Genomic DNA, 26,031 nt, shown 5'->3' with positions numbered 1-26,031 from the left:
CGCACCGCCGAGTCGGGCGTCGCCCAAAGGGCGCTCCGATGCGAGTGGCTCAGACACGGGGCAATAGTCTGGACGGGTGAGTGTTGGAGATGCGGGGCCATTGCCGCGGGGACGGCATGGGTTGAGCCGGGAGCAGGTGGTGACGTCGCAGTATCGGCGGCTGTGCACCGCTGTGCTGGAGGCCGTGGGGGAGTTGGGGTACGCGGGGACGACCGTCGCGGACATCGTCACTCGGGCGCAGGTGGCTCGCAGAACGTTCTACGCCGTGTTCGGGAGTAAGGACGAGTGCTTCGCGGCGGCCTATGACCTGGCGGTGGGGAGTGCGCTGGATCAGTTGCAGGAGACCGTGACCGGGATGGAGGGGGTGAATTTCGAGGACCGGGTGCGGATTTCGTTCGAGATCTATCTGGGGTTCCTCGCCATGCAGCCGGGGGCGGCACGGGCGCTGTATGTGGAGACCATGGCGGCGGGGCAGGCGCTGGTGGCGCATCGGGCGCGGGTGCACGAGCGGTTCGCCGACTACATCATGGCGGTGGCCGCCATCGGGGTGCGGGAGGGGGATCTGCGCGCGGATCCGGATCGGAAGCTGATCGACATGCTGCTGGGGGGCATCGACGATCGGGTGCGGGCCTGCCTGCATCAGAAGGGGGCGGCGGCACTGCCCGAACTCGGGCCGCTGTTCACACGGACGGCGATTGCGCTGGCGTCGCTGCCCGTGGAGTGAATGTGCTGTCGATCACCACAATGCGGGTTCTCGCCATGGTCGGGGTGTTTGTCATCTGACACAGAGGCGGTGACAGCGGCGCGCCCACAGTCCTACGGTCACAAGCGAATTCGACGCAGAGTTCGGTTCGCGTCGGGCAGTAGGAGAGGTTTTCATGAGGCCGATGATTCGGGCGCTCGGTGGTGCCGCGATTGCGAGTGCGACCGCCATGGCAGTGGTTCTTTCCAGTGGCGCGGCGAGCGCCGAACCCGAAAAGCCGGTGACCGCCGAAGGATTGGCGAATCTCATCGACGCGGGATTGGTCCCGGCCGCCGACGGCCGCACCCCGAAATCCATTGTGAACACCGGCAGCGGAACCGGATCGGCGGGAATCACCAGCACCGCCTCCGATGCCCTCGGAGAAGGCCCGGAGGTGTCGGCGTATCTGGCCGCATTCGCCTACGGCCTCACGCATCCGGACGCCGCGCCGGCCGGATCCAATAATTGGAATTGCAAACCCAGCGCGGAGCATCCGCGCCCGGTGGTGCTGGTGCACGGCACCTGGCTGAACACCTACGACAGTTTCGCCTATATGGGCCCGCGCATCGCCCGCGCCGGATACTGCGTATTCGCCTTCAACTACGGCAAACTCGGGGTCCTGCAGGGCGGCGGATTCGGTCCGATCCTGCCCGGCCGCAACGGCGTCGGCGCCATGGAGGATTCGGCGAAACAGCTGGCCTCCTTCGTGGACCGGGTGCTCACCGCCACCGGAGCGCCCGCCGTCGACGTGGTCGCGCACTCCCAGGGCGGCCCCGTGACGAGCCAGTACCTGAAATTCGAAGGCGGCCAAGGGAAAGTCGGAAAGCTCATTTCCTTCGGCGCCACCAACCACGGCACCTCGCTCATGGGAATGGCGACCCTCGGCCGGATAATCACCAATCTCGGAATCAATATTCTCGGATTCTACGAACCCATCATCGGTATCGCCAATATTCAGCAGGCGGTCGGTTCACCCTTCTACGCCAGGCTGAACGAACACGGTGACACCGTTCCCGGCGTCGAATACACGGCAGTCGGCACCCGTCACGACGAAGTCTCGAACCCGTACGAATGGACCTTCCTGACCGCGGGCCCCGATGCCACGGTCACCAATATCACCCTGCAGCAGGATTGCGACCAGGACATCTCCGACCATCTCACCATCATGTATTCGCCGCGCGCGGCATCCATTGCCCTGCGCGCCCTGGACCCGGCGGCGAATCCGAATCTGGAATGCACCTTCAATCCCTGGATGATCGGCGGCGGCGGCAAACTCTAGCCGTTCGCCCCAAGAAAGGATCGCGATGACCGTCGGCGACGCATTCGAGATTATCGGCCCCGCACACGATTTCGGTCCACCGCCCGCATGCCCGCTGCTGCCGGACGCGGACCCGTTCTATCACTCGTCGATCGATCTCACCCGTGTCGCCCCGGGCACGATCCTGCACTCGCGCCGGGTGCGCACCGCATTGTTCGGGAGGATCCCGCAGCGGGTGCATGCCTGGCAGTTGCTGTACCGCACCAGCGATATGCACGGCGCCCCCGAGGCGGCGGTCACCACCGTCCTGCTGCCCTGGGGCGCCGACCCGGCGCGGTCGCGCCCGCTGGTCTCCTTCCAGTGCGCGATCGACGCCGTCGCGCCGAAATGCTTCCCCTCCTACGCTTTACAGCACGGCGCCCGAGCGCTCGGCTCCATTCCGCAGCTGGAGCTACCGCTGATCGTCGCCGCGCTGGAACGCGGATGGGCGGTCTCCGTACCCGACCACGAGGGCCTGGGCGGGCATTTCGGCGCGGCGCGCGAACCCGGCTACCGGGCCCTGGACGGCGTCCGCGCGGCTCTGCGATTCGCGCCGCTCGGGTTGAGCGAGCGGACCCGAATCGGCCTGTGGGGCTACTCCGGTGGCGGCCTGGCCACCGCGTGGGCCGCCGAGGAGGCCGCCGAGTACGCCCCCGAACTCGATATCGTCGGCGCGGTCGCGGGCTCGCCCGTCGGTGATCCGGCCATGGCCTTCGTGCGATTGAACGGTTCGCCCTTCGCGGGTTTCGCCATGGTGTTCACCGCGGGTCTGGGCCGCGCCTACCCGAAGATCGACAAGGTGTTGCGCGCCAAGGTGTCCGCCGACTACCTGGCGCTGCTGGCGCGCGCCGAGCACAGCGCGACCCTGCCGCTGCTGGCGCGTTTCGCCGGGCGCAACGCGCACCGCCATGTTCGCGGCGGTATCGGCGCCCTGCTGACCCATCCCGATATGCGCACCGTGCTGGACGAGATCCGCCCCGGCGCCAAGGCTCCCGCCATGCCGATGTTCGTGCTGCAGGGCGTGAACGACGAGGTGATCGCCGTCGCGGATGTGGACGCCCACGTGGATCGCTATCGCGCGCAGGGGGTCCACGTCCGCTATGTCCGCGACCGCCTCAGCGCTCACCTGCCCTTGCAGTTCATCGGCGTCCCGGTCATGGTCGATTGGCTGGCGGATCGTTTCGCCGGCCGTGCGCTCGAGCCCGCCGGGGTCGGCACCGTGTGGTCGGTGGCCCTCTCGCCGAAGGCGCTGTCGGAGTATCCGGCCTTCGCGGTGCTTCTCGCGAAGATGGTGTCCGGCCGCCCGATCCGCGCCCGCTCGGTACTGCGGTAGCTGCGGGCCACCAGCGCGGAACGCAGGTACCACAGCCCCGAGGATTGCGAGGGATCGAATCCGGTGAGCTGACCGATGCGCTTGAGCCGGTAGTCGACGGTATTGGTGTGCACTCCCAGCAGCCGTGCCGTCCGCTGCCGGCTCAGGTCGTTGCCGATGTGGCGGCGCAGGGTCTCCAGCAGCTCGGGGTACTCGTCCAGCGGATCCAGCAGCGCCCCAAGGTATTCGCGGCCGGGGCCGGGGCGGGTGAGCTGGTATTCCATGGCCAGATCGTCGAACCGGTAGAGGCCGGGCGCGCACTGCAGGCGGTGCACCATGTCCAGCAGCTCGTGCGCGCGGTCGGCGGCCTCCGGAATCCGTTCCGTCTCAGCGTGAATGATGGTGGCGGTGATGGAAACCTGTGCGGCGGCGGCCAATGCGGTGACGAGTCCGTCGAGGGGATCGGCGGGCATACTGCTCGCGGGCAGCAGAATGGTGCCGCCGTTCGCGCCGAGCAGTGAAAGCGCGTGCCCGCCACAGTAATCCGCGAGCGCCGACTGCACCCGCCGCAGCTTGCGACGGGCCACCACCTCGCTGTCGGTGCTGGCGTCGGACTCGCCCGGATGCGGCGGGATGCTCACGGGCAGCACGTAATACGATTCGTCGATCTCGACGCCGCCCGCGCGCGCCATCGTGGAGGCGGGATGCCCGGCCAGTAGCGCCGACACCACCGTGTGCACGGCGGTGTGGTGTTCGGCCACCACGGCCCGGTGCTCGCGCACGTACGCGACGGCGAAGGCCGAGTTCACCACGGCCTGCACCTCCAGCAGTCGCCGTGCGGTGACGGCCAGTCGCTCGAAATCCTCCGGGGTCGCGGAGTCGAGGATCAGGTCGAGTCCGAGGGTGAATCCGTCGTGCACCGCCCGGTGGATGGTCCCGATCGGAATGCCCTCGCGCGCCCAATCCTCGCCCGCGCGTTGTAGTCGCTCGATCTTCCCGCTCACATCGCGGCCCTCGAGCACCGCACCGGTGAGCTCCAGGCAGGTGCGCGTGACGGTGGTGATGTCGCCGCGTAGCGCGTCGCCGGGCAGTGTCCCGCAGGGCGCGACATGTTCGGCGAAATGGGTGACCAGCCGCCGCGATAGCGCCCGCACATCCTGCAGCGGTGAGGAGAGCGCCGCCACCGCACCGGCGTTCGCCGCTGTGGTGTCGTCCATGGCCGTTTCCGGATCGGGTGTGATCATTGTCGACTCCACAAGCGTTAGTTTTATGGGAACTCGAGCGTTCCTATTGATTGGCCACTGTAGTGGCGGTCACGCCGCAGAGCAAGAACGCATTACACCAGCGCAAGCCGAGTCCCGGCCAACGGGATGAAAACCACTGGTTACCAAGCAATTACGAGCCTTGGCGCACTTGTGAAGGCCACTGTCCGGCTCATTCCGGCCTGAGATACGCAAAACCCCCTCCCGCACAGGCCGGGAGGGGGTTCGCGCACTGCCGAATTACGTGACTACCTCGACCACGTCACCGGGGTTGAGGTAGTTGAAGAACTCCCGTGCGCCGTCCGGGGTCATCCGGATGCAGCCGTGCGACTGCTTCTCGATCGGACCGATGTGGAAGGCGATATCCCCGTTGAAGAAGATGGCGTACTCCATCGGGGCGTTGTGCATGGTGCTCCAATGGAACGGCTTCTTGAACGCCACCTTGAACACGCCCGGAGGGGTTTCGTATCCGGGCATGCCGTGGGAGATGGGAGTGGGGCCGAACACGACCTTGCCGCCGTCCATCAGCCAGCCCTCGTTGGTCGACAGGCGCAGGCATGCGCGTGCCGACTCACCGCAGGGGGCTGTGATCGGGGCCGGAGCCCCGGGGACGAGTGCCGGAACGCCCGGAATATCCGGGCCTCCCGGCCACAGTGGTTCGGCCTGGGCCGGGACCGCCACGAGTCCGGCGGTGGCGACACCGACGAACACCGCGGAGCGGGCCGCAAAACCCAGTGAACGCTTGCTCATCATCGAGTTTCTGACCTCTCTAGCCTGAGCCCGCCACCCTGTTAATGCCGCCTGTCAGGGCGAAAGGACATCTCGTTGGCAAAGCATGGGACCACCTGGAGGTACCAGCGAACATTGTGACCTGTGCATACGGAGATTTGCGGCATAAACCCGCGACAGGCCGACAGGTTTGCGAATGTCGGCGTGCCGCAGGGCCGCTCACTCAGCGCACGGGTGGCAATGTGCGCTCGTTCGGATCGACGCCGGTAGGCATCTGCGCGCCGTTGTCGGGCACATTCGGGCGCGGCGCGTTCGAGGATCCGCGAATCTGCTGATCCGCCGGGGGATTCGTACAGTAGTTCCAGCGCCCGAAAGTGCCGTCCTGCACCACGAACCAGGCCGACGGCATGGTCGAATACCGGCAGAACGGGCGCGGCCAGATATCGACCACGGTGTAGAACTCGTTGTCGTGCGCCGGAACACCCATCGCATAGGTGCCCGGTACGAGGGAGGGGAACAGCGCGCGAATGGCGGGCGTGCGCAATTGCGCGGCCTTCACGATGGCGGCGAAGTTGTTCAGCAGCAATTGGATCGGATCCATATTCCGCTCCAGCACCTGATCGGCGAGGGCGAGCTGTCCGGGCGCGCGGTCGAGCAGCTCCCGCAGCTCGGCATTGGCGGCGTTCAGCTGATCCATGAGGATTCGCGAATTGCGGGTCAGCGTCCCCAGATCCGGTTGCGCCATCGTGGTGGTATCGCTGATGACTTGCAGATTCTCGAGGAGATTGACCGTCTGCGGCAGCCGGTCGTCGAGGCCGGCCATGGCCAGGCTGGCGCCGTCGATCAGCGCCCGCAGCTGATCCTGGCCACCGCTGAGCGCGATATCCAGCTCATTGAGGATCACCTCGAACTTGGCCGGATCGATCTGGGCGAAAAGGTCATCCGAATTCGCCAGCGCCTCCCAGATGGGCGTCGGCGAGCTCATGTGCTGCGGATCGAACCGGATCACATCGCCGTCGGCCAGGTACGGCCCGCTGTCGGTATTGGGCCGGAAATCGATGTACTGCTCGCCCGCGCCGGACAGCGCCGCGATCTTGATCTCGGTATCCGAGGGAATCCGGTACTTCTCCTCGATCTCGGTCACCGCGGCGATTCCCGAACCGCCGTCGATGATTTCGACGGATTCGACCGACCCGACTCGATAGCCGCGCCAGGTCACGTCATTGCCCGCCTGCAGCCCACCGGAGCGGTCGTACTGCACCGTCACGGTATACGTCGAGCCCGGCAACTTCACCCGCGCGATATCGATCAGCAAATAGGCGGAACCCACCGCCATCAACGCCACAAGGCTGAGATTCGACAACAGCATCTTGTGTTCCCGCACAAAGCTCACAGACCCGCCTCCACCGCCGATAACGGAAAAGCATTAGGTGAACAGCAAACTCACGGCGAAACTGCGGGACATCCTAGCCAGGTGCCGACGGCCGGGCGGCGAACGGGGTTGCCGCCACGGTCCCGCCGTGTGGCGAACGACGGTGGCGGCGTGCCGATCCGGGCCGGTTCAGCCCGCGCGCAGCGGGATCCGGTACTCGGCGATCCGGTGTGGCGGGCCGACGCGGTGGGGCTCGACCTGAGGCCGAGACTCGGCCGGGTGCGTACCCGGGGCCGGTCGCTGATCGGCGGCCGGACGCCGATACTCGGCCGCCGCGGCGATCGGAGCCGCGCGCGGGCGCGTCACTTCGTCGGCGGCCAGCCGGGCCCACCAGGCGGTGCGCGCACGGAGCAGGATGAAGTGGTCGGAGACGGCGGCCACCTGCTCGGCGGCGGTCTCGGTGACCTGGCCCGAGTGGATGCGGGCGTGCATGTACCGCGCACGCACCCCTCGGACGAACGCGGACATGACCTGGTCGATCGCGGGCACCGTTGACCTCCCTTTCGCGGGTGCTGCGTTGACCGACACACCGTGCCACGCCCGAATAAAAAGCGAATTGTCGTTCGCTTTCAGGTGGGTTCGTGCGCGCCCGGGACAGCGCCCGCTACGGGGATTCCGGCGAGGGGCTGAACAGGGTGCCGAGTGTAGGCGGCGGCAGCCCGGCGCGGCGGAAGATCTCGGCGGATTCCCGGAACTCGCGATCCGCGGTGGCGGTGTCGCCGCGTGCCGCGCGGGCCGAGGCGTGCAGCACGATCGCGCGGGCGCGATCCAGCGGGTCGGCCGCCTTGGCGAGCAGGTGCAGGGCCTGCGCCGCTTCGGCTTCGGCCTCGCAGCTCCGATCCGCGCGCAGATGGATTTGCGCCAGCCGGGTGCGCGCCCAGCCCTCCCACAGCCGCACCCCGTTGCGCTGTGCGATCCGCACCGCCTCCTCGCCCAGCGTCCGGGCGCGGGCATGATCACCGAGTAGCGAACAGGTCGCGGCCAGTTCGTGTGTGGCCCAGCCCAGCGCGACCGGATTGGACGCCTCGTGCGCCAGCGCGATGGCCCGATCCGCCACCGCCTCGGCCTCCGCGTACTGCCCCGACTCGCACAGGGTTCGGGTGGCCAGGGCCAGAATCCAGGCCTCCATGGACTGATCCCCGAGCGCCCGCGCCAGCGCCGTGGCATTGACGTAGTGCCGGTGGGAATCCTTGATATTGCCCATCCGGCGATCGGCCACCCCGAGCAGCACCTCCGCCAGCACCTGGAGCCGGCGGTCCGCGTCGCTGGTGGGCTGCGAGACGCTGCGCAGATACTCCAGGCTGGCCGCCACTTCGCCCAGGCCGACCTGCAGGATGGCCCCGAGTGCGACCCGCAGCCGCCGCACGCTGGGCGCGTCGTTCTCTCGAATCGCGGTGTGCAGCAGCGCTTTCAGCGCATCGGCGAGTTCGCGGGCGCGCATACCCGCGTCGGTGAGCTCGCCCATCACCCAGGCCAGATCCGCCGCCACCGCGATGGCCGGACCGCCCAGGCGCGCGGCCTGCCGGTGCAGGGCGATCACCACCGGACGCTCGATATCGTTCCAGCTCTGGCCGTCCGCGCCGCCGGAGAACAGGTGGCCGGGCACCGAGGTGGGGATCAGCAGACGGGTGGTATTGCTGAAATCTATTGCGCTGAGCAGGTTCTTGGTGCTGGCCAGGTAGTAGTCGAGCATGCGCACCAGCACATCGGATTCGTCCTCGCCGGGCAGGCGGCGGGCGAACAGGCGCAGCAGGTCGTGGAAGCGGTAGCGGCCGGCCGCGGTGGTTTCCAGCAGGCTCAGATCCACCAGGGATTCGCAGAGGTACTCCGCCTGCGTGGCCGTCGTACCCAGCACGGCGGCGGCCGCATCGGCGGGGAAGTCCGGGACGTCCGCGCGCGCCAGTGTGCGAAAGGCCCTGGCCTGCTCGGGATTCAGATGTCCGTAGCCGAGCCGGAAGGCGGCCTCGACGGTCAGCTCCCCGGTTTGCAGCACGTCCAGGCGCTGGGTCTCGTCGGCGAGCCGGTCCACCAGCGAGGCGATGCTCCACTGCGGGCGCACCGCCAGTCGCGCGCCGACGATGCGCACGGCGAGCGGTAGCCGGGCGCACTGGGTGATCACCGCGAGCGCCGAATCGCGTTCGGCCAGTACCCGTTCCGCGCCGAGAATGCGGGTGAGCAGGGTCAACGCCTCATCGGTTTCGAGGACGTCGAGGCGGGTGCGGCGCACGGCGGGCAGTTCGGTGAGCGTGGACCGGCTGGTGATCAGCACCGCGGTGCCGGGCGTGCCGGGCAGCAGTTCGCCGATGTGCGCGCTGTCGCGGGCATTGTCGAGCAGTAGCAGAATTCGCTTGCCGGACACCAGGGTTCGCACCTGCGCCGCCCGATCGTGCACGGCCGCCGGAATATCGCCCTCGGCGACGCCCAGCCCGCGCAGGAATCCGCCGAGCGCGTCGCCGGGGGAGACCGGTTCCGCGTCCACGCCGCGCAGATTCACATACAGCTGCCCGTCCGGGAAACGGTCGCGCACCCGGTGCGCGACATGCAGGGCGAGGGTGGTCTTGCCGATGCCGCCCATCCCGCCGACCGCGGAGATGACCACCGTCGAACCGTCCCCGGTGAGCTGTGCGGCCAGGTCGTTCACGACCTGGGTGCGCCCGGTGAAATCGGCGATGTCGGGCGGCAATTGGGCCGGGGTGTGCACCGCGCGAGCGGGCCGCAGCACCGGCGGCAGATCCGCGCGCAGGATGCGGGTGTGCACGGCCGCGAGTTCGGGCCCGGGTTCCACGCCGATACCGTCGACCAGGGCGCTGCGGGCGCGCGCGTATTCCTCGAGCGCGTCGGCCTGCCGTCCGCAGTGGTAGAGCGCGGTCATGAGCAGGGCGCGGAAGCGTTCGCGCAGGGGATGTTCCTCGATGAGCGGTCCGAGTTCGGCGACCGCCTCGGCGGTGCGGCCGGTTTCGATATCGAGGGCCAGGCGGTCCTCCAGAATGGCCAGCCGCCACTGTTCCAGGCGGGCGCGCTGGCGTTCGGCGTAGGGGCCGGGCAGACCGCCCAGGGCCGCGCCCTGCCAGTGCCCGAGTGCCGTGACCAGGGTGTCGCGGGCTTTGACCGGATCGTCCTCGCGCAGCCGGGCCGCCTGGGCCACCCGGTCGACCACCGCGTCGATATCGGTGCAGCCCTGCGGGACCCGCAGCGCGTAGCCGTCGCCCACCGATACCAGCAGGCTGGAGGGGCCGCGCATGGTGCGTTCGGGTTCGAGTTCGCGGCGCAGTTTGGCGACATGGGTGCGCAGGGCGGGGACGGCGCGCAGCACCGGGTCGTCGCCCCAGATGCCCTCGACGAGTTCGGCCGCGGTCACCGCCTTGCCCTCGCGCAGCAGCAGCGCGGCGAGCACCGCGCGTCGTTGCGGCGGGCCCAGATCGAGCGGCGCCTCCGCACGCCAGGCGCGCACCTCACCGAGTACCGAGAACTTCAACAAACCGACCTCCCCGTTCGGCAGTGTAGAGGGGCACTCGACGTATTGATCCAGCGACTATTCACCACCGATCCGCGCCCTCCACCGTGGAATATCGGCCCGAGCCCGGGCCGTCGCAACATTCCCGGGGAGTGGACATGGTTCATCGTGCATCCGATGATGGGGCGCGCAGGGGCGCGGGACCGATACTGCTCATAGTGTGTGCGGCGTCATTTCTTACTTTCCTCGATGTCTCGGTCGTGAATATCGCTTTTCCGAGTATCGCCAAATCCTTTTCGGGCACAGCCGAATCCGTACTCACCTGGGTCGTCAGCGGTTACGGCGTCACATTCGCGGCCGGGCTCGCTCCCGCGGGACGGCTGGCCGATGTTATCGGCCGCGGCCGCCTTTTCCTGCTGGGGCTCGCCGCATTCGTAGCGACTTCCCTGGCCTGCGCGATCGCGCCCACGGCGGAACTGCTCATCGGGGCGCGCCTGCTCCAGGGCGTCGCCGCGGCCGTGGTGGTGCCCGCCTCGATCGGCCTGCTGCTCGGCGTGGTGGAACCGGGCAAACGCGCGGGAGCCATCGGCACCTGGACGGCCACCAACGGGCTCGGCGCGGTGCTCGGACCGGTCCTGGGCGGACTGCTGGTGGATCAGTTCGGGTGGCGGGCCATCTTCGCCATCAACATCCCGATCGGCATCGTGCTGGTGGCGCTCGCGTTCCGGCTGCTTCCGCTGGACCGGCCGCAGGTGCGCGGGCCGCTGCCGGATGCGTTGGGGGCCATCACCTTCGCCGCCGCCACCGGGGCCATCGTGGCCGCCGTGACCCGCGGTCAGGACTGGGGCTGGACCGCGCCGCTCACGATGACGCTGCTGCTGGGCGGATTCATTCTGCTGATGCTGTCGCTGCTGCGCGCGCACGGGCATCGCAGTCCGGCGGTGGATCTGGACCTGTGGCGGGCCGGATTGTTCGCCCGCACCAGCCTGGCCTCGGCGATCATCGGGCTGGCGCTGTTCGCGCACATGCTCATGGGGCCGATCTTCCTGGCGGGCGTCTGGCACTACTCGGTGATCAAGGCGTCGCTGGTGCTGACCATCGCGGCGGTGGGTGCCATGATCACCTCGGTCGTGGTCGGGAAGATCGGGACGCCGGACAATGCCGGGCGGCTGTCCGCGCTCGGCGCACTGCTTTTCGCGGCCGGCGCGGCGGTACTGGGCACCGAGGCGCTCAGCGCCACCGAACGGCTCTGGACGGTGTGGGCGCCCGCCGCCCTGGTGATCGGCTTCGGCATCGGACTGGCCTTCGCGTCGCTGGGGATCTGCGCGTCCGCGGCCATTCCCGAGGAGAAGTTCGCCGCCGGGCTCGGGATGAACTTCACCGTGCGTCAGGTGGGCGGTGCGCTGGGTATCGCGATTCTGGCCGCCATCATCTCCGCGCACGATCAGCGGTTGCTGGACGCCGTGCACCAGCTCTACCGGGTGGAGGCGCTGGTGCTGCTGGTGGCGGTCCCGCTGTGCCTGACCCTCAAACCGGCCGCGGCCACCTCGCGCGTGCCCGCCTGACCTGTCGAAAATGACTGGCGCGGTGATCACTTCACCGTGCACCATGACAGCCATGTTCTCGCAGCCCATCGCCGCACAGCCCGCAGTCGCGGGTGCGATGGCCGCTGCCCTGGTGGTCTCCGCATTCGACGGCGCACGACGCTGACCTTCTCCGGGACGTCCCGGGACCTCAGACGGGGAAGGTCGGCTCGGCGCTGAGGTCTCCTCGAATCACGACTCCCAGACGGAGAATTCATCATGGCCAAGCAGGCCTATGTCCGCACCAAGCCGCACCTCAACATCGGCACCATGGGGCATGTCGACCACGGCAAGACCACGCTGACCGCCGCCATCACCAAGGTGCTGGCCGAGCGCGGCGGGAGCGCCTTCGTGCCGTTCGATCGCATCGACCGGGCTCCGGAGGAGATCGCCCGCGGCATCACCATCAATATCGCGCACGTCGAATACGAAACCGCCACCAGGCATTACGCGCACGTCGACATGCCGGGGCACGCCGACTTCGTGAAGAACATGATCACCGGCGCGGCCCAGCTCGACGGGGCGATCCTGGTGATCTCGGCGCTCGACGGCGTCATGCCGCAGACCTCCGAGCATGTGCTGCTGGCCCGGCAGGTGGGTGTCGAGCACATCGTCGTCGCCTTGAACAAGGCCGACGCCGCCGATGCCGACCTGCTCGAGCTGGTCGAGCTCGAGGTGCGAGAGCTGTTGTCCGCCAACGGATACGACGGCTCCGGGGTGCCGGTGATACCGGTCTCCGGGCTGCGTGCGCTGGAGGGCGACGCGCACTGGTCGCAACAGGCGCTGGCACTGCTGGACGCGGTCGACGAGTACATCCCGCTGCCCGTGCGCTACACCGACGCGCCGTTCCTCATGCCGGTGGAGAACGTTCTCACCATCACCGGTCGCGGCACGGTCGTCACCGGCGCGGTGGAGCGGGGCCGGGTCCGCATGGGCGACAGGGTGACGGTGCTCGGCTTCGGCGACGCCGTCGAATCGGTGGTGACCGGTGTCGAAACCTTCGGCCGCACAATGGAATCCGCTGAGGCGGGGGACAATGTGGCGCTGCTGCTGCGCGGCGTCCAGCGCGGTCAGGTGCGGCGCGGTCAGGTGGTCGCGGCCGTGGGCAGTATCGCGGTCCGCACCGCCTTCACCGCCCGCGTCCATCTGCTGTCCGCGGCGCAGGGCGGTCGGCGCACGCCGATCACCACCGGCTACCGGCCGCAGTTCTATCTGCGGACCGGTGACGTCGTCGGCGACGTGGTGCTGCCGCAGGGCCGGGCCGTCCCGGGCGAAACCGTCGAGATGACGGTCACCCTCGGCAGCCCGTTCCCGCTCGAGCCGGGCCTCGGTTTCGCCGTCCGCGAGGGCGGTCGCACCGTGGCCGCGGGCACCGTCCTCACGGTGGCCGACTAGCCACACCACCCCGTTTCCCGGACCCGGGCACCGACCCGGGTCCGGGAAACTTCGCCCCCGTTATAGCCCCTAACCGATCGGTAGCGTTTTTTTGGGGGAGAATGCGGGGGTGAGCGACACAAGCAGTACGAAGTTCGGGGGTCGAACCGGGGTGGCGGTAATCGTGGATCCGGCGGGTGCCGTGGCGCCTGCCGGCGGCTAGTTCTATGTCGGACAGAGAAGGGCCGGGATCCGGCGGAGACAGATTCGACGTGGTGGAACGGTTGCGGCGCAAACTGGAGGGCTTACGCGCCGCCGAAGCCGGAACACCGGAACCGGGAGACCCGAAATCCAATGTGACGCGCCTACCGCGCCGCCCGCGCCGCATGTCGGAGGGAACAGCCGAGCGCCCGCGCCGAACCTGGGATCCGGAGGCGCAGTCCGCCTACGATCCCGCACCGACCCGGCCGGTGTTGCGATCGGAACTGGAACAGGAGACCGGCTGGTTTCCGGAGGATCGCGGGCGGGCACACCATCCCCCTCCCGAACCGGACGCCGACCGCGCACTGCCACGGCACACCGCCGCGGACGACGAACCGGCCCGGCCCGAGCGCGACGCCGGCGTCGTCGATCTCGCGGCCATGCGACAGAACCGAGCGAACGGTCCCCGACGCGCTCCCAGGCCACGCAGAATCAACTCCGGCAGCGGTGAGGGCTCAGCCGGAGTGCAGGGCACCGACCCCGATTCGCCCCGCCCGGACGGCTCGCCCCAGCGCTAGCGATACCGCGCGCCAGGATGACGAGCTGCGCCGGTACCCGCGGGCAGGGCGTCCGACCGCTCAGACGACCTGGGCCTCGATCAGCAGGTTCCAGATCTCGCCCTGGTCGACCACCTCGACGCCGAGTTTCTCCGCCTTGGTGAGCTTGCTCGCGCCGACGCCCGCACCGGCGATGAGCATGTCGGTGGTCGCGGACACGGACGACGCGGCGGTGGCGCCCGCCTTTTCGCACAGGCGCTGGAAGGTGGGGCGGGCCACCTTCTCACCGGAACGGGGGTCGCTGATCGCGCCGGTGATCACCACCGTCTTACCGGCCAGGGGTGCGCCGGCCGCGACGACCGGGGGTAGATCCTCGTCGCGGACGTCCAGGGAGACGCCGTTGGCGCGCAGGCGTTCCAGTTCCGGGCGCAGGCGGGTCAGGTGTGCGGTCAGCGAGGCCGCCACCTTCGGGCCGATATCGTCCACCGCGACGAGACGTTCCTCGCCCGCGTCGGCGACCTCCTCGAGGGTGCCGAATCCGGCGCGTGCCAGACGCGCGGCGGTGCCGTCGGAGGCCATCGGAATCGCCAGGCCGATGAGTGCCCGGCGCAGGCCCACCGCGCGACTCGCATCGATCGAGTCGATCATGCGCTGGGCGGAGATCTCGCCGATGCGATCGAATTCGAGCAGGCGCTCCTTGGTCAGCGTGTAGAAGTCGGACGGGTTCTCGAGGATGCCCGCCTCGGCGAGGCGTTCGATCCACACCTGCCCGATGGCGTCGATATCCGCCGCCGCCCGCGAGGCCCAGTGGATGAGCCTGCGCACCGTCTGCGCGGGGCAGGACACGTTGGTGCAGAACAGTTCCCGGCTGTTGCCCTGCTCGGTCACCGGCTGCCCGCAGGACGGGCAGACCGTGGGCGGGACGATCTCCTGTTCGGCCCCCGTGCGCTGGGAGGCGTCGAGTACGCCCGCCACGAACGGGATCACATCGCCGGCGCGGCGCACCAGCACCGTATCGCCGACCTTGATATCGCGGGCCTTGATCACCTCCTGGTTGGCCAGGGTGGCCTTGGTGACGGTGGTGCCGCCCACGAACACCGGCTCCAGCCAGGCGACCGGGACGATCTTGCCGGTCTTGCCGACATCCCAGATGACCTCGCGCAGCAGGGTGGTCTTCTCTTCGGCGGCGAACTTGTACGCCAGCGCGCCGCGCGGGGAGTTCGAGCGGGTTCCGGCCGCCGCGTAGGCGTCTCGATCGGCCAGGCGCAACACCGCGCCGTCGAGGTCGTAGTCGAGTGCGTTGCGGCCCGCTTCGATCGCGGTGATGGCGGCCTGCGCCTGCTCGGCGTCGTCGCAGTGCCGCATCTGCGCGCCCGCGATGCCCAGGGCCGCCAGGCCCTCTTCGAGGTCGACGGCCGTGCCGCCCGCGGCGGCGTCCAGATCGAAGCCGAAGAACTGCAGGCGACGTTCGGCCACCGTGGCCGGATCCTTGGCGCGCAGTGTGCCCGCGGCGGCATTGCGCGGGTTGATCAGCGGCTTGTCCGGATGTGCCGTGTTGTAGGCGGTGAAGGTGGACCGCAGCATGACCGCCTCACCGCGCACCTCCACCCGGCCCGGCGCGTCGATCTGCTCGGGCACACCGTCGACCAGCGCGCGGACCAGCATGGTCACATCGTCACCGGTGGTGCCGTCACCGCGGGTCACCGCGCGTGCCAGCCGCCCGTCCTCGAAGACCAGCGACAGCGACAGCCCGTCGAGCTTGGGCATCACCACCACGGACTGGCCCGGAAACCGGTTGAAGAAGGCCGCGACCTGCTCGGGCGTGGTCGACTTCTCCAGCGACAGCATGGGCCGGGCATGCCGGATCGGGGCGTGCAGCACGGCGGGCGCGCCGACCTGCTCCAGCGGATTCGGGTCGGGCGCGAGCTCGGGATGCGTCGCGATCAGCGACCGCAGCTCGTCCTCGACCGCGTCGTACTCGGCATCGGCGACCAGCGGCGATCCCTGATAGTAGGCATCCCGCAGCGCCACAATACGATCCGCGAGCTCTTGGATATGTTCCCCAGTTTCCACAGGACCCGACGCTACCCATACCGACCGACACGCACACGACACACTGCCGTCGAATCGATGAGTTTTCCGCCGCCGGGGCGTCTACCTTTCGATACCGGACAACCGAGGAGTCCCCATGCAACCCCTGATCTACTCGATGGCTGTCTCCGCCGACGGCTACATCGCCGGCCCGGGCGGTGACATCGGCTGGTCCGCCCCCGAGCCGGAGATCTTCCGCTTCCACATCGACCAGACCCGCGAGCTGGCCGGATGTCTCATCGGCAGATCCCTGTACGAAACCATGCTGGTGTGGGAAACCGCCGAGCAAACCATGGCCGACGACAAGGACGCCCTGGAATTCGCCGAACTCTGGAACCCCGTTCCCAAGGTGGTCTTCTCCCGGACCCTGACCTCCGTCACCGGCAATGCCCGGCTGGCCACCGACGACTTCCCCACCGAACTGGCGCGGCTGCGCGAGCAGGTGGGCGAGGGTCCCATCGAGGTCGGCGGCGCGGGCCTGTCCGCCACTGCCATGGCACACGACCTGATCGACGAATACCGCCTGTTCGTCTATCCGATCATCCTCGGCGCGGGCACCCCCTACTTCCCGCCGCTCCCCGAACCGCTCGACCTCCGTCTGGTGGAGTCTCGCGCGTTGAACTCCCGCATCACCTGTCTTCGCTTCCAGCGCGCCCGATGAGCTAGGCTGTGCGGTGATGTCTACCGGGACGGCCCTGTGCCACACACGGATTGGTGACCCGGTGCTCGCCTGAGCGCCGCACCGGCCCGCGCTCGAGCGCGGAGCCCGCCGCTGTCGTATTGATTTCAGCTCTGAATTATCAACTACGGCAGGAGAATTCATGAATTCCGAGATGGTGCGCATTTCCACCCCGGGCGGTGACGCCGATGCTTTCGTCGCCTATCCCGATGGGGGAGGCCACTTTCCCGGCGTATTGCTGTACAGCGACGCCTTCGGCCCACGGCCGGTGCTGAAGACCATGGCCCGCGAACTGGCCCGGCACGGCTACTACGTGCTGGTGCCCAATATCTACTACCGGCACGGGGAAGCGCCCGTGGTCGAGATTCCCGAGCATGTCGGCGAGGATATTCGCGGCACCCTCATCGGCACGCTGATGCCGTTCGTCCGGGAGCACAGCGTCGAGCGCATCCTGCGGGATGCCGGGGCCTATCTCGAATTCCTCGCCCAGCAGCCCGAGGTTCGCACCGGAACCGTTGGGGTGGTGGGGTATTGCATCGGCAGCGTGCTCGCGCTGCGGACCGCGGCGGCCTATCCCGAACGAGTGGACGCCGTCGCCGGATTCCATCCGTTCACGCTGGTGAGCGACGCACCCGACAGCCCACATCTGCAGGTGCCCACGCTGACCGCGCGGGTGCACCTCGGCCTGGCCGAGACGGATATGACAGTCGAGCAGATCGCGGTGCTCGAGCGGGCTTTCGACGCCGCGGGCGTGGACCACACCGTGGAGGTGTATCCGGGAACCATCCACGGATTCACCATGTCCGATACCGATGCCTTCGATTCCGCTGGGCTACAGCGGCATTGGGATCGGCTGACCGGCCTGCTCGAGCAGGCTCAGATAGGTGTCGAGGCAGGCCGCACCGGCTAGCAGGTCGCGGCTGCGCGTGGTCAGGCGGTGCTGCCAGGCGGTGAGGAATACGCTCAATTCCGCTGTGCCGCCTGCCTCGCGGAGCGCGTCGAGGAATTCGGTGATGCGGTGCAGCGGGTATCCGCCGCGGCGGAGCTGGCGGGCGATCTCTGCGTCGCGAACACCGGCCGGGGAGTAGTGCCGGTAGCCGGTGCCCCGTTCGCGTTCCGGTCGCAGGATGCCCTCGGATTCCCACGCCCGCAGGGTCGCCGGGTGCAGGTCGAGACGCCGGGCCAGCTCACCGACCGTCAGCGGCGGCCCCTGGATCTCCGGCGGATCGGCCAGCGCGGCAAGGGCTTTCGCGACCTGGCCGCGGGTATCGCGTTCGGTGAGCAGATCGGCGTGCGTGGCGTCGACGCGGCGGTAGGCGGCTTCGGTGTCGCCGGTGTTGATCGCGCGCATGATGGCGGTGGCATGCTGATGCCCGTGACCGCGGCGCAGTGTGAGGAAGGTGCGCAGGGCCTGCGCGTGCAGGGGCGTGTAGCGGCGGTAGCCGGAGGCGGTGCGCTCGGTGGGCGGGAGGATGCCCGCCTCGTCGTAATTGCGGATCGCCTGCGCGGACAGACCGTGTTCGCGGGCCAGATCGATCGGGCGCAGAGCGCACCTCCTTTGAGAGTTTCGTGACTGCCACCAGGGCAGTTGCGACCCAGGTTTCACACGATTCTTCAACGATAGCGTCGAGGGCAGTTCCTTCCGAAAGGGGTGCCCACCCATGTCCACCACCATCACACTGCACGGAATCGCCCGCGGTCTGGACGACGCCGACGGTCTCGCCCGCGCCCTCGACGAGCTACTGGCGCGCGGGCCCGCCCTGTTCGCGCTCGGAGAGCCGACGCACGGGATCGCGGCATTCCCGTTGCTGCGCAACGAGATTCTCGCCCATCTCGTCGAACGGGGATTCCGCTCGATCGTGCTGGAGATGGATGTCTTCGCCGCCCGGATCGTCGACGACTACGTGAGCGGGGGCGCGGGAGATCTCGATACCGTGCTCGCCGCGGGCTTCAGTCATGGCTTCGGCAACGTGCCCGGCAACCGTGAACTGGTCGCATGGCTGCGGGCGTACAACGCGGTGCACGAGCCGGCGGATCGTGTTCGGTTCTACGGCATGGAGGCTCCGGTCGAGTACGCGGGCGCGCCGAGCCCCCGGCACGCGATGACCGAGGTCACCGCCTATCTGCCCGCGCCACTGCGGCCGGAATCAGGCAGCGACCTCGACGCATTGCTGGGCGAGGAGTCGGAGTGGTCGAACGCGGCGGCCATGTACGACGCCGCGGCCTCCCTCGGCAACTCCGCCCGCGCCCGCGCACTGCGAGTCATCGCCGACGATCTCGCGAGCGCACTGCGGCGCGCGGCCCCGTTCCTGCGTCCCGCCGACCCGATCGGCTACGACCACGCACTGGCGCAGGCCCGCACCGCCCTCGGCCTGCTGCGCTATCACGCGGCCATGGCGACGCCCGGCCCCGACCGCATGGCGAACCTGCTCGGCGTGCGCGCCGAGATGATGGCCGACAACCTGTTCGCGGTCCTCGCGCACGAGCGGTCGCGCGGACCGAGCCTGGTCTTCGCGCACAATGTGCATCTGCTGCGCACGCAGTCAACCATGCCGATTGCCGATGACGCTGTGAACTGGTGCGCCGCAGGAGCATTCGCTGCACTCGAACTCGGTGACCGCTATCTGTTCGTGGCGACCGACGCCAGCCCGTCGAGTGATCCGGAGACCCTGCAGCGCCTGCTCGCCGAGGCCACCGGCCGCCGCGCCCTGTTCCCCGCACCGGCCCTGTGTGCCGCCCTGCCCGCATCGGCCGGAACCTCGACGCCCATGCTCCCCGGCCACATCCCGCTGCGGCCGCGGGATCTGCCCGGTGCGGACGCGGTCCTGTTCCTCGCCGACACCGACGGGAAGCGCCACCCCTACTGGTAGCGATTAATTCGCCCGCCGAACTCCGTCCCAAGCTGTGTCCGAACAAAGGAGACACGGTGAAAGACGACGTCTGGGCGCTGGTGCACGCCGAGCGGGCCGCGCTGATCGAGGATCTCGCCCGCCTCGACGACGACCGGTGGGAGCAGCCCTCGCTGTGCGGCGGGTGGACGGTGCACGATGTGGCGGCCCATCTGGTGCATACCGCGCTGACGACCCGGCTGGGTTTCGTGGCCGGGCTCGTCCGGGCGCGGTTCGACTTCGACCGGCAGAACGAGCGCGGTATCGAGCGGTCCCGCGGCGCGACGCCCCGGGAGACGCTGGAACGCCTGCGGGCCGTCGCCACCCGCACCTCCACTCCGCCCGCGCCGCTGGACACCCGGCTGGTCGAGGAGATCGTGCACGGCGAGGACATCCGCAGGCCGCTGGGCGTGACCCACGCGTATTCGGAGGAGGGCATCGCCAGGGCGTTGCGCCTGCAGACCCGCACCTCGGCCTCCTTCGGCGGCGCCAGGGAGCTGGCGTCCGGGATCCGGCTGGTCGCAACGGATTCCGATCTGACCATCGGTTCCGGGCCGACGGTGACCGGGCCCGCCCTGGCGCTGCTGCTGGCGGTCTCGGGTCGCCGGGTCGCGCTGGAGGAGCTCGAGGGGCCCGGCCTGGAGGCGTTCACGAGCCCGGCGGGAACCCGCTAGACGCGTCAGCGCCCGCGGCGTGCAGCAGCTGCGCCAAAGTTCTGGAGCGGGTGGCGAGTTCGGGTGGCTCGAGTACTTCGAACGGATGGCCCAGCAGTAGGACGTGCAGGAGCACGCCGTCGAGATTGGCCGCGCCACTGAGGATTTCGCAGCACGAGGCGTCGCGCGGCCGGACGACGGCCGCTGCCGGAGGGACCTGCGCGCGGACGGTCTCGGCGGGTGCGTGCACGAGGAAGCGCGCCTGCCGCGGATAGACGCGGGCGGCGACGCTCTCCTGGACGAAACTCGTCGCGTCCGGTGCGGGCCGGGGCCGGAAATGCCATGTGCGGGTGGCGACTTCGCGCATTCGATCGACCCGGAAGGTGCGCCAGTCGTCCCGGTCCAGATCGTATGCGAGCAGATACCAGCGCCGATCCGAGGCCACCAGCCGGTAGGGCTCGACCCGTCGGCGGGCCGCCCCGTTCCCGGCGGGATAGTCGAATCCCGCCTCGAGCTGGTCGTGGCAGGCTCGCGCCAGTGTCATGAGTGAATCGGGATCGACCGGAGTGTGCCTGCGGTCGAAGGATTCGATCGCCTCGGTCAGCGCCCGGACTTCGTGCCGCAGCCGGGCGGGCAGCACCCGGTCGAGTTTGGTCAGTGCCCGCAGCGCCGCGTCGCCCGCACCGGTGAGCGCGCCGCCCGCGCCGACGAGCAGCGATACGGCGGTGGCGATGGCCTCCTCGTCGTCGAGCAGCAGCGGCGGCAGATCCTGCCCCGAACCGAGCTGATAGCCCCCGCCCACGCCCTGGCTGGCATGCACCGGATACCCCAGCGTGCGCAGTCTTTCGATATCCCGGCGCACTGTCCGCACGGTGACCCCGAGCCGGTCGGCCAGTTCGGGTCCGGTCCACACCTGCCGCTGCTGCAGCAGTCCGAGCAGGGTGAGGACCCGTTCGGTCGTGCCCCGGTCGTCAGCGCCCGCCATCTCCACCTCGCCGAGTTTCTTCGAGATAGCGGACCGATCCTGTCCGCTATTGCTGTCAGAGTAGCCGCATGGACGCAGACGAACTGAACTGGAACGCCGCCCTGTGCGACCAGTGGGAGTTCCACTGGAATCACCAGGTCCGGCAACGACTCGAGGGCCTCACCGACGACGAGTACTTCTGGTCGCCGGTGCCGAATGCCTGGTCGGTGTCGCCGCGCGGCGCCTCGACCGCACCCATTCAGGCGGGCAGCGGCGACTTCACCATCGATTTCGCCTTCCCGCAACCGGATCCGGCGCCGTTCACCACGATCGCCTGGCAGCTCGGGCATGTCATCGTCGGTGTGCTCGCGGCCCGCAATGCCGCGCATTTCGGCGCTCCCGCGGCCTCCTATGACGACTGGGAGTACGCGGGCACCGCGAAGCAGGCCCTCGAGCAGCTCGAAACCCAGCTCGCCACGTGGATGTCCGGGGTCCGCGGCCTCGGCGCGGACGGTCTGCGCGAACCGGCGGGCCCGTCCGAGCCCTATCCCGACGCGCCGATGGCGGTCCTGGTGCTGCACATCCACCGTGAACTCATCCACCATCTGTCCGCAGTCAGCCTGCTGCGCGACCTCTACCTGCACACCCATCTCGCGAACGGAGCCACCCGATGAGCCGCCATCTCCAGATCACCTTCGATGCCCACGATCCCAAGGCCCTGTCGACCTTCTGGCGTGAGGTGCTCGGCTACGTCCACCCCGGCCCGCCCGGCGTGGAGCTTCCCGCCGGAGCCGATCCGCTCGCGGCCTGGGACGAATTCCTCGCCCGCATCGGCGTTCCGCCCGACCAGCGCAACACCCGCTCCGCCATCGAGGACCCCGACGGTGACGGCCCCCGCCTGTTCTTCCAGCAGGTCCCCGAGGACAAGATCGCCAAGAACCGCGTGCACCTCGATATCCGCGCGGCCCCCGGCCTGCAGGGCGAGGAGCGCATGGCCGCACTGGAATCGGAATGCGACCGCCTGGTGGCCCTGGGCGCGAAGCGCGTCCACCGCGCCGATCCCGAGCCGCCCCTGAGCTTCGGCCACATCGTCATGGCCGACCCCGAGGGCAACGAGTTCTGCCTGGACTGACCCCTGCGGGTCGCGGCGGACCCTGACGGTCGTCAGGTTACGGATTCGGCGGGGCGGGGTGATCGTGGTGTAGGTCGGGACACTGCGATGGGAGCCGGAGGCCGGTACAGCGATGAGCGTCGATCACGAACTGTTCGGGCGGGTGTGCGGGGAGATCGGGCCCGCGCTGGTGCGGTCACTGTGGAACAGGGTCGGAAACCGCTGCGACGCGGAGGATCTGGCGCAGACGGTATTCGTGCGCGTGCTGGCGACGGGACCCGATATCGATGACGCGGAGGCGCTGCGCCGGTACATGTGGCGCACGGCGGGCAATCTCGTGCTCAGCGCGGGCAAGCGCAGGTCGCGCGAGCTGGCCGTCTTCGCCTGGGACGGCGACGAGGCGATCGCGCGGATCGCGGACCCGGGGACGGCGGGTTTCGACGAGCAGGTGGCGGCCCGGGTCGCGGTGCGGCAGGTGCTGGGAACCCTGCCCGCCCGCGAGCGGGAAGCGATCGGCCTGCAATACATTCACGGATTCACCTACGCTGAGACGGCGGCCGCCATGGGGCTGGCGACGGGGACCGTGAAGGGTTACGTGAGTTCGGCCAAGCAGCGGTTGCGGGCTGGTTTGGCGGATTCGGAGCAGGCGGGGGTTGCCGCGTGAACAATGCGAACGATACGTGGTCGATTCTCGTGCATGTGCCGGCCGACACCACCGGTTCCGGTGCGCGGCAACCGAGTTTGAATCTGTGGCCGGGGGAGACGGTCACCTTCGGACGCGGCGCGCCGGATCTGCGGGTGGACATCCGGCTGGATCGACCGGCGGTGTCGCGGCTGGCGGGCCGGATCGAGGCGGTCGACTTCTATTGGCTGCTCAGCAATTTGAGCACCCGGCCGAACTCCTCGTACGTGGTGCACAATGACGAGGGCCGGGGTGAGCATTTCACGATCCGCCCGGGGGAGCGACTTCCGGTGCCGTTCACCGCATCCCGCGTGCAGCTGCTGGGCGGGGATTCGAAAGTGCTGGAGTTCAAGGTGTTCGCCATGCGGCGCGGTGTGGCCGCGATGCCCGCACTGCAGACGACCACCCAGACGGTGGAGCCGATCCGCCCGCTGTCGCAGGACGCCAAGCACTTCCTGATCCTGGTGGCCCTGTGTGAACCCCGGCTGGTGTACGGCTCCGCCGCCATTCCGACGATTCCGGAATTGCTGCGGCGGGTGCGGCGGACGGCGGCGGGCCGGGATCTGGAAACCACCTCGGCGGTGAACTTCCACATCGAATACCTCATCGACCGTTTGGGATTGCGCGGCTACGAGGGGCTGGAGGATCGGCGCGCGGCTCTGATCAATCGCGCGCTGTGGTTCGGGATAGTCGGCGAACAGCACCTGGAACTGCTCGCCGAGGCGTGAACCATGCCCGGCACGGTGATCCTGACGGTGACGACAGGACCGGCCGCCGGTGTGGAGTACGTCTACGCCGAACGGGCGCACTGTGTGGTCGGCCGGGCCGAGGATTGCTCGCCACGTCTGGTGGAGAGCGGGCATACACCGTGGGTGTCGCGCCACCACTGCCTGTTCGACATCAACCCGCCCGCCGTGCGGGTGCGAGATTTCGGCAGCCTCAACGGCACTCACGTCAACGGCGTGGAGATCGGCCGCCGCTTTCCCGGCCAGACGCCGGAACAGGGTGCGCGCCTGGAGTTCCGGGAACGCGACCTGGTGGACGGTGACGAGGTCCGGCTCGGCGAGGTGGTGCTGCGCGTCGGCGTGCGACCCGAATCCGGTTCCGAGCCGACCGATCCCCTCGTCCGGCCCGCCGCCGACCTGGGCTGGCTGAGCCGCTACGAGCCGATCCGTGAGCTCGGCCGCGGCGCGCAGGGCGTGGTCTACCTGGTGCGCACCCATGATTCGGGCGAGCTCGCGGCGCTGAAGGTGCTCTCCGCCCAGGTGGCCGTGGAACCCCGTGCGGCGCAGGGTTTTCTGCGCGAGATGGATGCCCTGCGCGCCCTGCGGCATCCGAATATCGTCGGCTTCCACGAGGGCGGCGCGGCGGGCGCCCTGTTCTATCTCGCCTGCGAATACTGTGCCGGCGGCAGTCTGGAGCGGCTGGTGCGCGAGCGCGGACCCCTCGATGCCGAGCAGGCCGTACGCCTGACCGCGCAGGCCCTGGACGCCCTCGACTACGCGCATCACGCGACCCTGGATGCCCAGACCGGTGACGCCGCCGCCGTCGGCGTGGTGCATCGCGACGTCAAACCCGCGAATATCCTGCTGTCCGGCCCGGATTCGCACCGGATCGCCAAGCTCGCCGACTTCGGACTGGCCAAGGCTTTCGACCGCGCCGGTCTGTCCGGCCTGACCATGACCGGCTCGGTCGCCGGTTCGGTGGCGTTCATGTCGCGGGTGCAACTGGTCGACTACAAGTTCGTCCGCCCGGAGGTGGATGTGTGGGCGACGGCCGCCACGCTGTACTTCATGCTCACCGGCGTCCCGCCGCGCGAGTTCCCGCATGGCGTCGACCCGATCACAATCGTCCTGCGCGACAACGCCGTTCCCGTCCGGCATCGCGAGCCGGCCGTTCCGGCGGCGCTGGCGGCGGTCATCGACGAGGCCCTGGTCGACAATCCGCGCATCCGGATCACCAGCGCCGCCGAGTTGCGACGCGCCCTGATGAGCGCCCTATAGCGCCGGAATCACCCTGGTGGTCGCATATGGTGACCGCATGACCACCCGTTGCTGAAAGTTAGCTGTCGCCCTGGGCGTCACCGCTCTGGCCCTGGCCGGCTGCGCCGATTCCTCGGGCGATGCGGACCGTATCGAGGTGGGGGTGCTGGTCATCACCATGTTCGATCCCGAGCACGAGGTGTGGCTGAAGAACGAGCGGTTCACCACCACGGTGGAGGTCCCGGGCGCGTTCGCGCCGGTGCACTGCAATGCCGACCGGTTGTGCGTGGCCGAAACCGGGCAGGGCAAAGCCAATGCGGCCACCACCATGATGGCCGTGCTCGGCAGCGACAAACTCGACTTCTCGCACTCGTGGTTCCTCACCGCGGGCATCGCGGGCACGCCCCCGGACCAGGGCACCCTCGGCGGTGCGGCCTGGGCGCGCTGGGTGGTCGACTTCGATCTCGGCAATCACCTCGACCCCGCCGAAGCCCCCGGCGTCCCCTTCGGCTTCCGCCCGGTCGAGGACTACAACACCGCCGCCTACCACCTCGACGAGGGCCTGGTGGACCGCGCCTACAACCTCACCCGCGAGGTGAAGCTGGCCGACAGCCCCGAGGCCGCCGCCGAGCGCGCCATGTACCCGGGCCAGCAGGGCCGCACCCCGGGAGTCGCCAAGTGCGACACCATGACCGGCGACGACTTCTTCTCCGGCAAGAACCTCTCGGACACCGCCCGCTACATCATGGAGGTGCGCACCAAGGGCCAGGGCGTCTACTGCTCCACCCAGATGGAGGACAACGCCACCGCCGCCGCCCTGAACGCGCACGGCTACCTGCACCGCTACCTGTCGCTGCGCACCCTCAGCAATTTCGACCAGCCGTGGCCGGGGCAGTCCGTGCTCGATCATCTCGATCACTCCACGGCGGGTTTCCAACTGGCGCTCGACAATCAGTACACCCTCGGCCGCGAGGTCGCCATGGATCTGCTGAAGAACCCGCCCGAGCGCTGACTTGGCCGTTGTTCTCTGGTCCGGGC

Annotated in this window: 23 protein-coding genes and 1 pseudogene; 16 read left to right on the top strand and 8 right to left on the bottom strand. The window is 69.0% G+C overall.

The window, feature by feature from the left end; translation table 11 throughout:
* The first annotated feature begins 139 nt into the window (after positions 1-139).
* The 3 genes and pseudogenes from JK358_RS07670 to JK358_RS39045 form a co-directional block, all read left to right on the top strand.
* A complete protein-coding gene (locus JK358_RS07670) occupies positions 140-724 on the top strand; it encodes a TetR/AcrR family transcriptional regulator (protein WP_307817366.1) in 585 nt (194 codons plus the stop codon).
* A 154-nt stretch (positions 725-878) separates the two neighbouring features.
* On the top strand, positions 879-2,021 hold the full coding sequence (locus JK358_RS07665) for an esterase/lipase family protein (protein ID WP_232850845.1): 1,143 nt from the start codon (positions 879-881) through the stop codon (positions 2,019-2,021).
* A 25-nt stretch (positions 2,022-2,046) separates the two neighbouring features.
* Positions 2,047-3,174 (top strand): annotated as a pseudogene (locus JK358_RS39045) (lipase family protein); the annotation flags it as partial.
* Here JK358_RS39045 and JK358_RS07660 read toward each other — a convergent pair.
* The 5 genes from JK358_RS07660 to JK358_RS07640 form a co-directional block, all read right to left on the bottom strand.
* The gene (locus JK358_RS07660; RefSeq protein ID WP_232850844.1) at positions 3,162-4,595 is read right to left on the bottom strand and encodes a PucR family transcriptional regulator; all 1,434 of its coding nucleotides are present in this window, start codon (positions 4,593-4,595) and stop codon (positions 3,162-3,164) included. The pseudogene JK358_RS39045 and the gene JK358_RS07660 sit on opposite strands and share 13 nt — an antisense overlap.
* Positions 4,596-4,853: 258 nt before the next feature.
* On the bottom strand, positions 4,854-5,363 hold the full coding sequence (locus JK358_RS07655) for a L,D-transpeptidase (protein ID WP_232850843.1): 510 nt from the start codon (positions 5,361-5,363) through the stop codon (positions 4,854-4,856).
* Positions 5,364-5,565: 202 nt separating this feature from the next.
* On the bottom strand, positions 5,566-6,735 hold the full coding sequence (locus tag JK358_RS07650) for an MlaD family protein (protein WP_307817363.1): 1,170 nt from the start codon (positions 6,733-6,735) through the stop codon (positions 5,566-5,568).
* Between the two features lie 168 nt (positions 6,736-6,903).
* Positions 6,904-7,263, bottom strand: coding sequence for a hypothetical protein (locus JK358_RS07645; RefSeq protein ID WP_201945082.1), 360 nt, complete (start codon positions 7,261-7,263; stop codon positions 6,904-6,906).
* 115 nt (positions 7,264-7,378) lie between these two features.
* Positions 7,379-10,249, bottom strand: coding sequence for an AfsR/SARP family transcriptional regulator (locus JK358_RS07640; RefSeq protein ID WP_201945081.1), 2,871 nt, complete (start codon positions 10,247-10,249; stop codon positions 7,379-7,381).
* Between the two features lie 137 nt (positions 10,250-10,386).
* Between JK358_RS07640 and JK358_RS07635 the strand changes: the two genes are divergently transcribed.
* The 3 genes from JK358_RS07635 to JK358_RS07625 all read left to right on the top strand — a co-directional run bounded on the left by JK358_RS07635 (position 10,387) and on the right by JK358_RS07625 (position 13,964).
* Positions 10,387-11,793 (top strand): MFS transporter, encoded by a 1,407-nt coding sequence (locus JK358_RS07635; protein WP_232850842.1) that lies wholly within the window; start codon positions 10,387-10,389, stop codon positions 11,791-11,793.
* 237 nt (positions 11,794-12,030) lie between these two features.
* Entirely contained in the window at positions 12,031-13,206 is a 1,176-nt protein-coding gene (gene tuf / locus JK358_RS07630) for an elongation factor Tu (protein ID WP_201945079.1), read from the top strand.
* A 206-nt stretch (positions 13,207-13,412) separates the two neighbouring features.
* Positions 13,413-13,964 carry a hypothetical protein gene (locus JK358_RS07625; RefSeq protein ID WP_201945078.1) on the top strand — a complete coding sequence of 184 codons (552 nt, stop codon included), beginning with the start codon at positions 13,413-13,415 and terminating at the stop codon, positions 13,962-13,964.
* A 60-nt stretch (positions 13,965-14,024) separates the two neighbouring features.
* Here the strand turns inward: JK358_RS07625 and ligA are convergent, their stop codons facing one another.
* Entirely contained in the window at positions 14,025-16,016 is a 1,992-nt protein-coding gene (gene ligA / locus JK358_RS07620; protein WP_201945077.1) for an NAD-dependent DNA ligase LigA, read from the bottom strand.
* A gap of 115 nt (positions 16,017-16,131) precedes the next feature.
* On the opposite strand from ligA, the gene JK358_RS07615 reads away from it, so the two are divergent.
* Entirely contained in the window at positions 16,132-16,695 is a 564-nt protein-coding gene (locus JK358_RS07615; RefSeq protein ID WP_201945076.1) for a dihydrofolate reductase family protein, read from the top strand.
* A gap of 160 nt (positions 16,696-16,855) precedes the next feature.
* Entirely contained in the window at positions 16,856-17,623 is a 768-nt protein-coding gene (locus tag JK358_RS07610) for a dienelactone hydrolase family protein (RefSeq protein WP_201945075.1), read from the top strand.
* Here JK358_RS07610 and JK358_RS07605 read toward each other — a convergent pair.
* On the bottom strand, positions 17,546-18,259 hold the full coding sequence (locus JK358_RS07605) for a MerR family transcriptional regulator (protein ID WP_201945237.1): 714 nt from the start codon (positions 18,257-18,259) through the stop codon (positions 17,546-17,548). The two genes, JK358_RS07610 and JK358_RS07605, sit on opposite strands and share 78 nt — an antisense overlap.
* A gap of 115 nt (positions 18,260-18,374) precedes the next feature.
* Between JK358_RS07605 and JK358_RS07600 the strand changes: the two genes are divergently transcribed.
* Positions 18,375-19,583: an erythromycin esterase family protein gene (locus JK358_RS07600; protein WP_201945074.1), complete on the top strand. Its 1,209-nt coding sequence runs from the start codon at positions 18,375-18,377 to the stop codon at positions 19,581-19,583.
* Between the two features lie 56 nt (positions 19,584-19,639).
* A complete protein-coding gene (locus JK358_RS07595; protein WP_201945073.1) occupies positions 19,640-20,275 on the top strand; it encodes a maleylpyruvate isomerase family mycothiol-dependent enzyme in 636 nt (211 codons plus the stop codon).
* On the opposite strand, the gene JK358_RS07590 is transcribed toward JK358_RS07595, so the two are convergent.
* Complete coding sequence (locus JK358_RS07590; protein ID WP_201945072.1) at positions 20,250-21,239, bottom strand: helix-turn-helix transcriptional regulator; 990 nt, start codon at positions 21,237-21,239, stop codon at positions 20,250-20,252. The two genes, JK358_RS07595 and JK358_RS07590, sit on opposite strands and share 26 nt — an antisense overlap.
* A 68-nt stretch (positions 21,240-21,307) precedes the next feature.
* Between JK358_RS07590 and JK358_RS07585 the strand changes: the two genes are divergently transcribed.
* From JK358_RS07585 to JK358_RS07560, 6 genes are all read left to right on the top strand, one after another.
* A complete protein-coding gene (locus JK358_RS07585; RefSeq protein WP_201945071.1) occupies positions 21,308-21,892 on the top strand; it encodes a DinB family protein in 585 nt (194 codons plus the stop codon).
* Positions 21,889-22,350, top strand: coding sequence for a VOC family protein (locus JK358_RS07580; protein WP_201945070.1), 462 nt, complete (start codon positions 21,889-21,891; stop codon positions 22,348-22,350). Before JK358_RS07585 ends, JK358_RS07580 begins: the two co-directional genes overlap by 4 nt.
* 112 nt (positions 22,351-22,462) lie before the next feature.
* On the top strand, positions 22,463-22,993 hold the full coding sequence (locus tag JK358_RS07575) for an RNA polymerase sigma factor (protein WP_201945069.1): 531 nt from the start codon (positions 22,463-22,465) through the stop codon (positions 22,991-22,993).
* Positions 22,990-23,739 (top strand): FHA domain-containing protein, encoded by a 750-nt coding sequence (locus JK358_RS07570; RefSeq protein ID WP_201945068.1) that lies wholly within the window; start codon positions 22,990-22,992, stop codon positions 23,737-23,739. Before JK358_RS07575 ends, JK358_RS07570 begins: the two co-directional genes overlap by 4 nt.
* Before the next feature lie 3 nt (positions 23,740-23,742).
* Positions 23,743-25,014, top strand: a complete 1,272-nt coding sequence (locus tag JK358_RS07565; protein ID WP_201945067.1) for a protein kinase domain-containing protein — start codon at positions 23,743-23,745, stop codon at positions 25,012-25,014.
* Positions 25,015-25,150: 136 nt separating this feature from the next.
* Positions 25,151-26,005 (top strand): purine-nucleoside phosphorylase, encoded by an 855-nt coding sequence (locus JK358_RS07560; protein ID WP_307817361.1) that lies wholly within the window; start codon positions 25,151-25,153, stop codon positions 26,003-26,005.
* Positions 26,006-26,031 lie beyond the last annotated feature (26 nt).

Origin of the sequence: Nocardia acididurans, assembly GCF_016741815.1 — a bacterium.
Taxonomy (GTDB): domain Bacteria; phylum Actinomycetota; class Actinomycetes; order Mycobacteriales; family Mycobacteriaceae; genus Nocardia; species Nocardia acididurans.
Note: the sequence above shows the minus strand (reverse complement) of the source record. Positions and strands in the feature narration are given on the sequence as shown.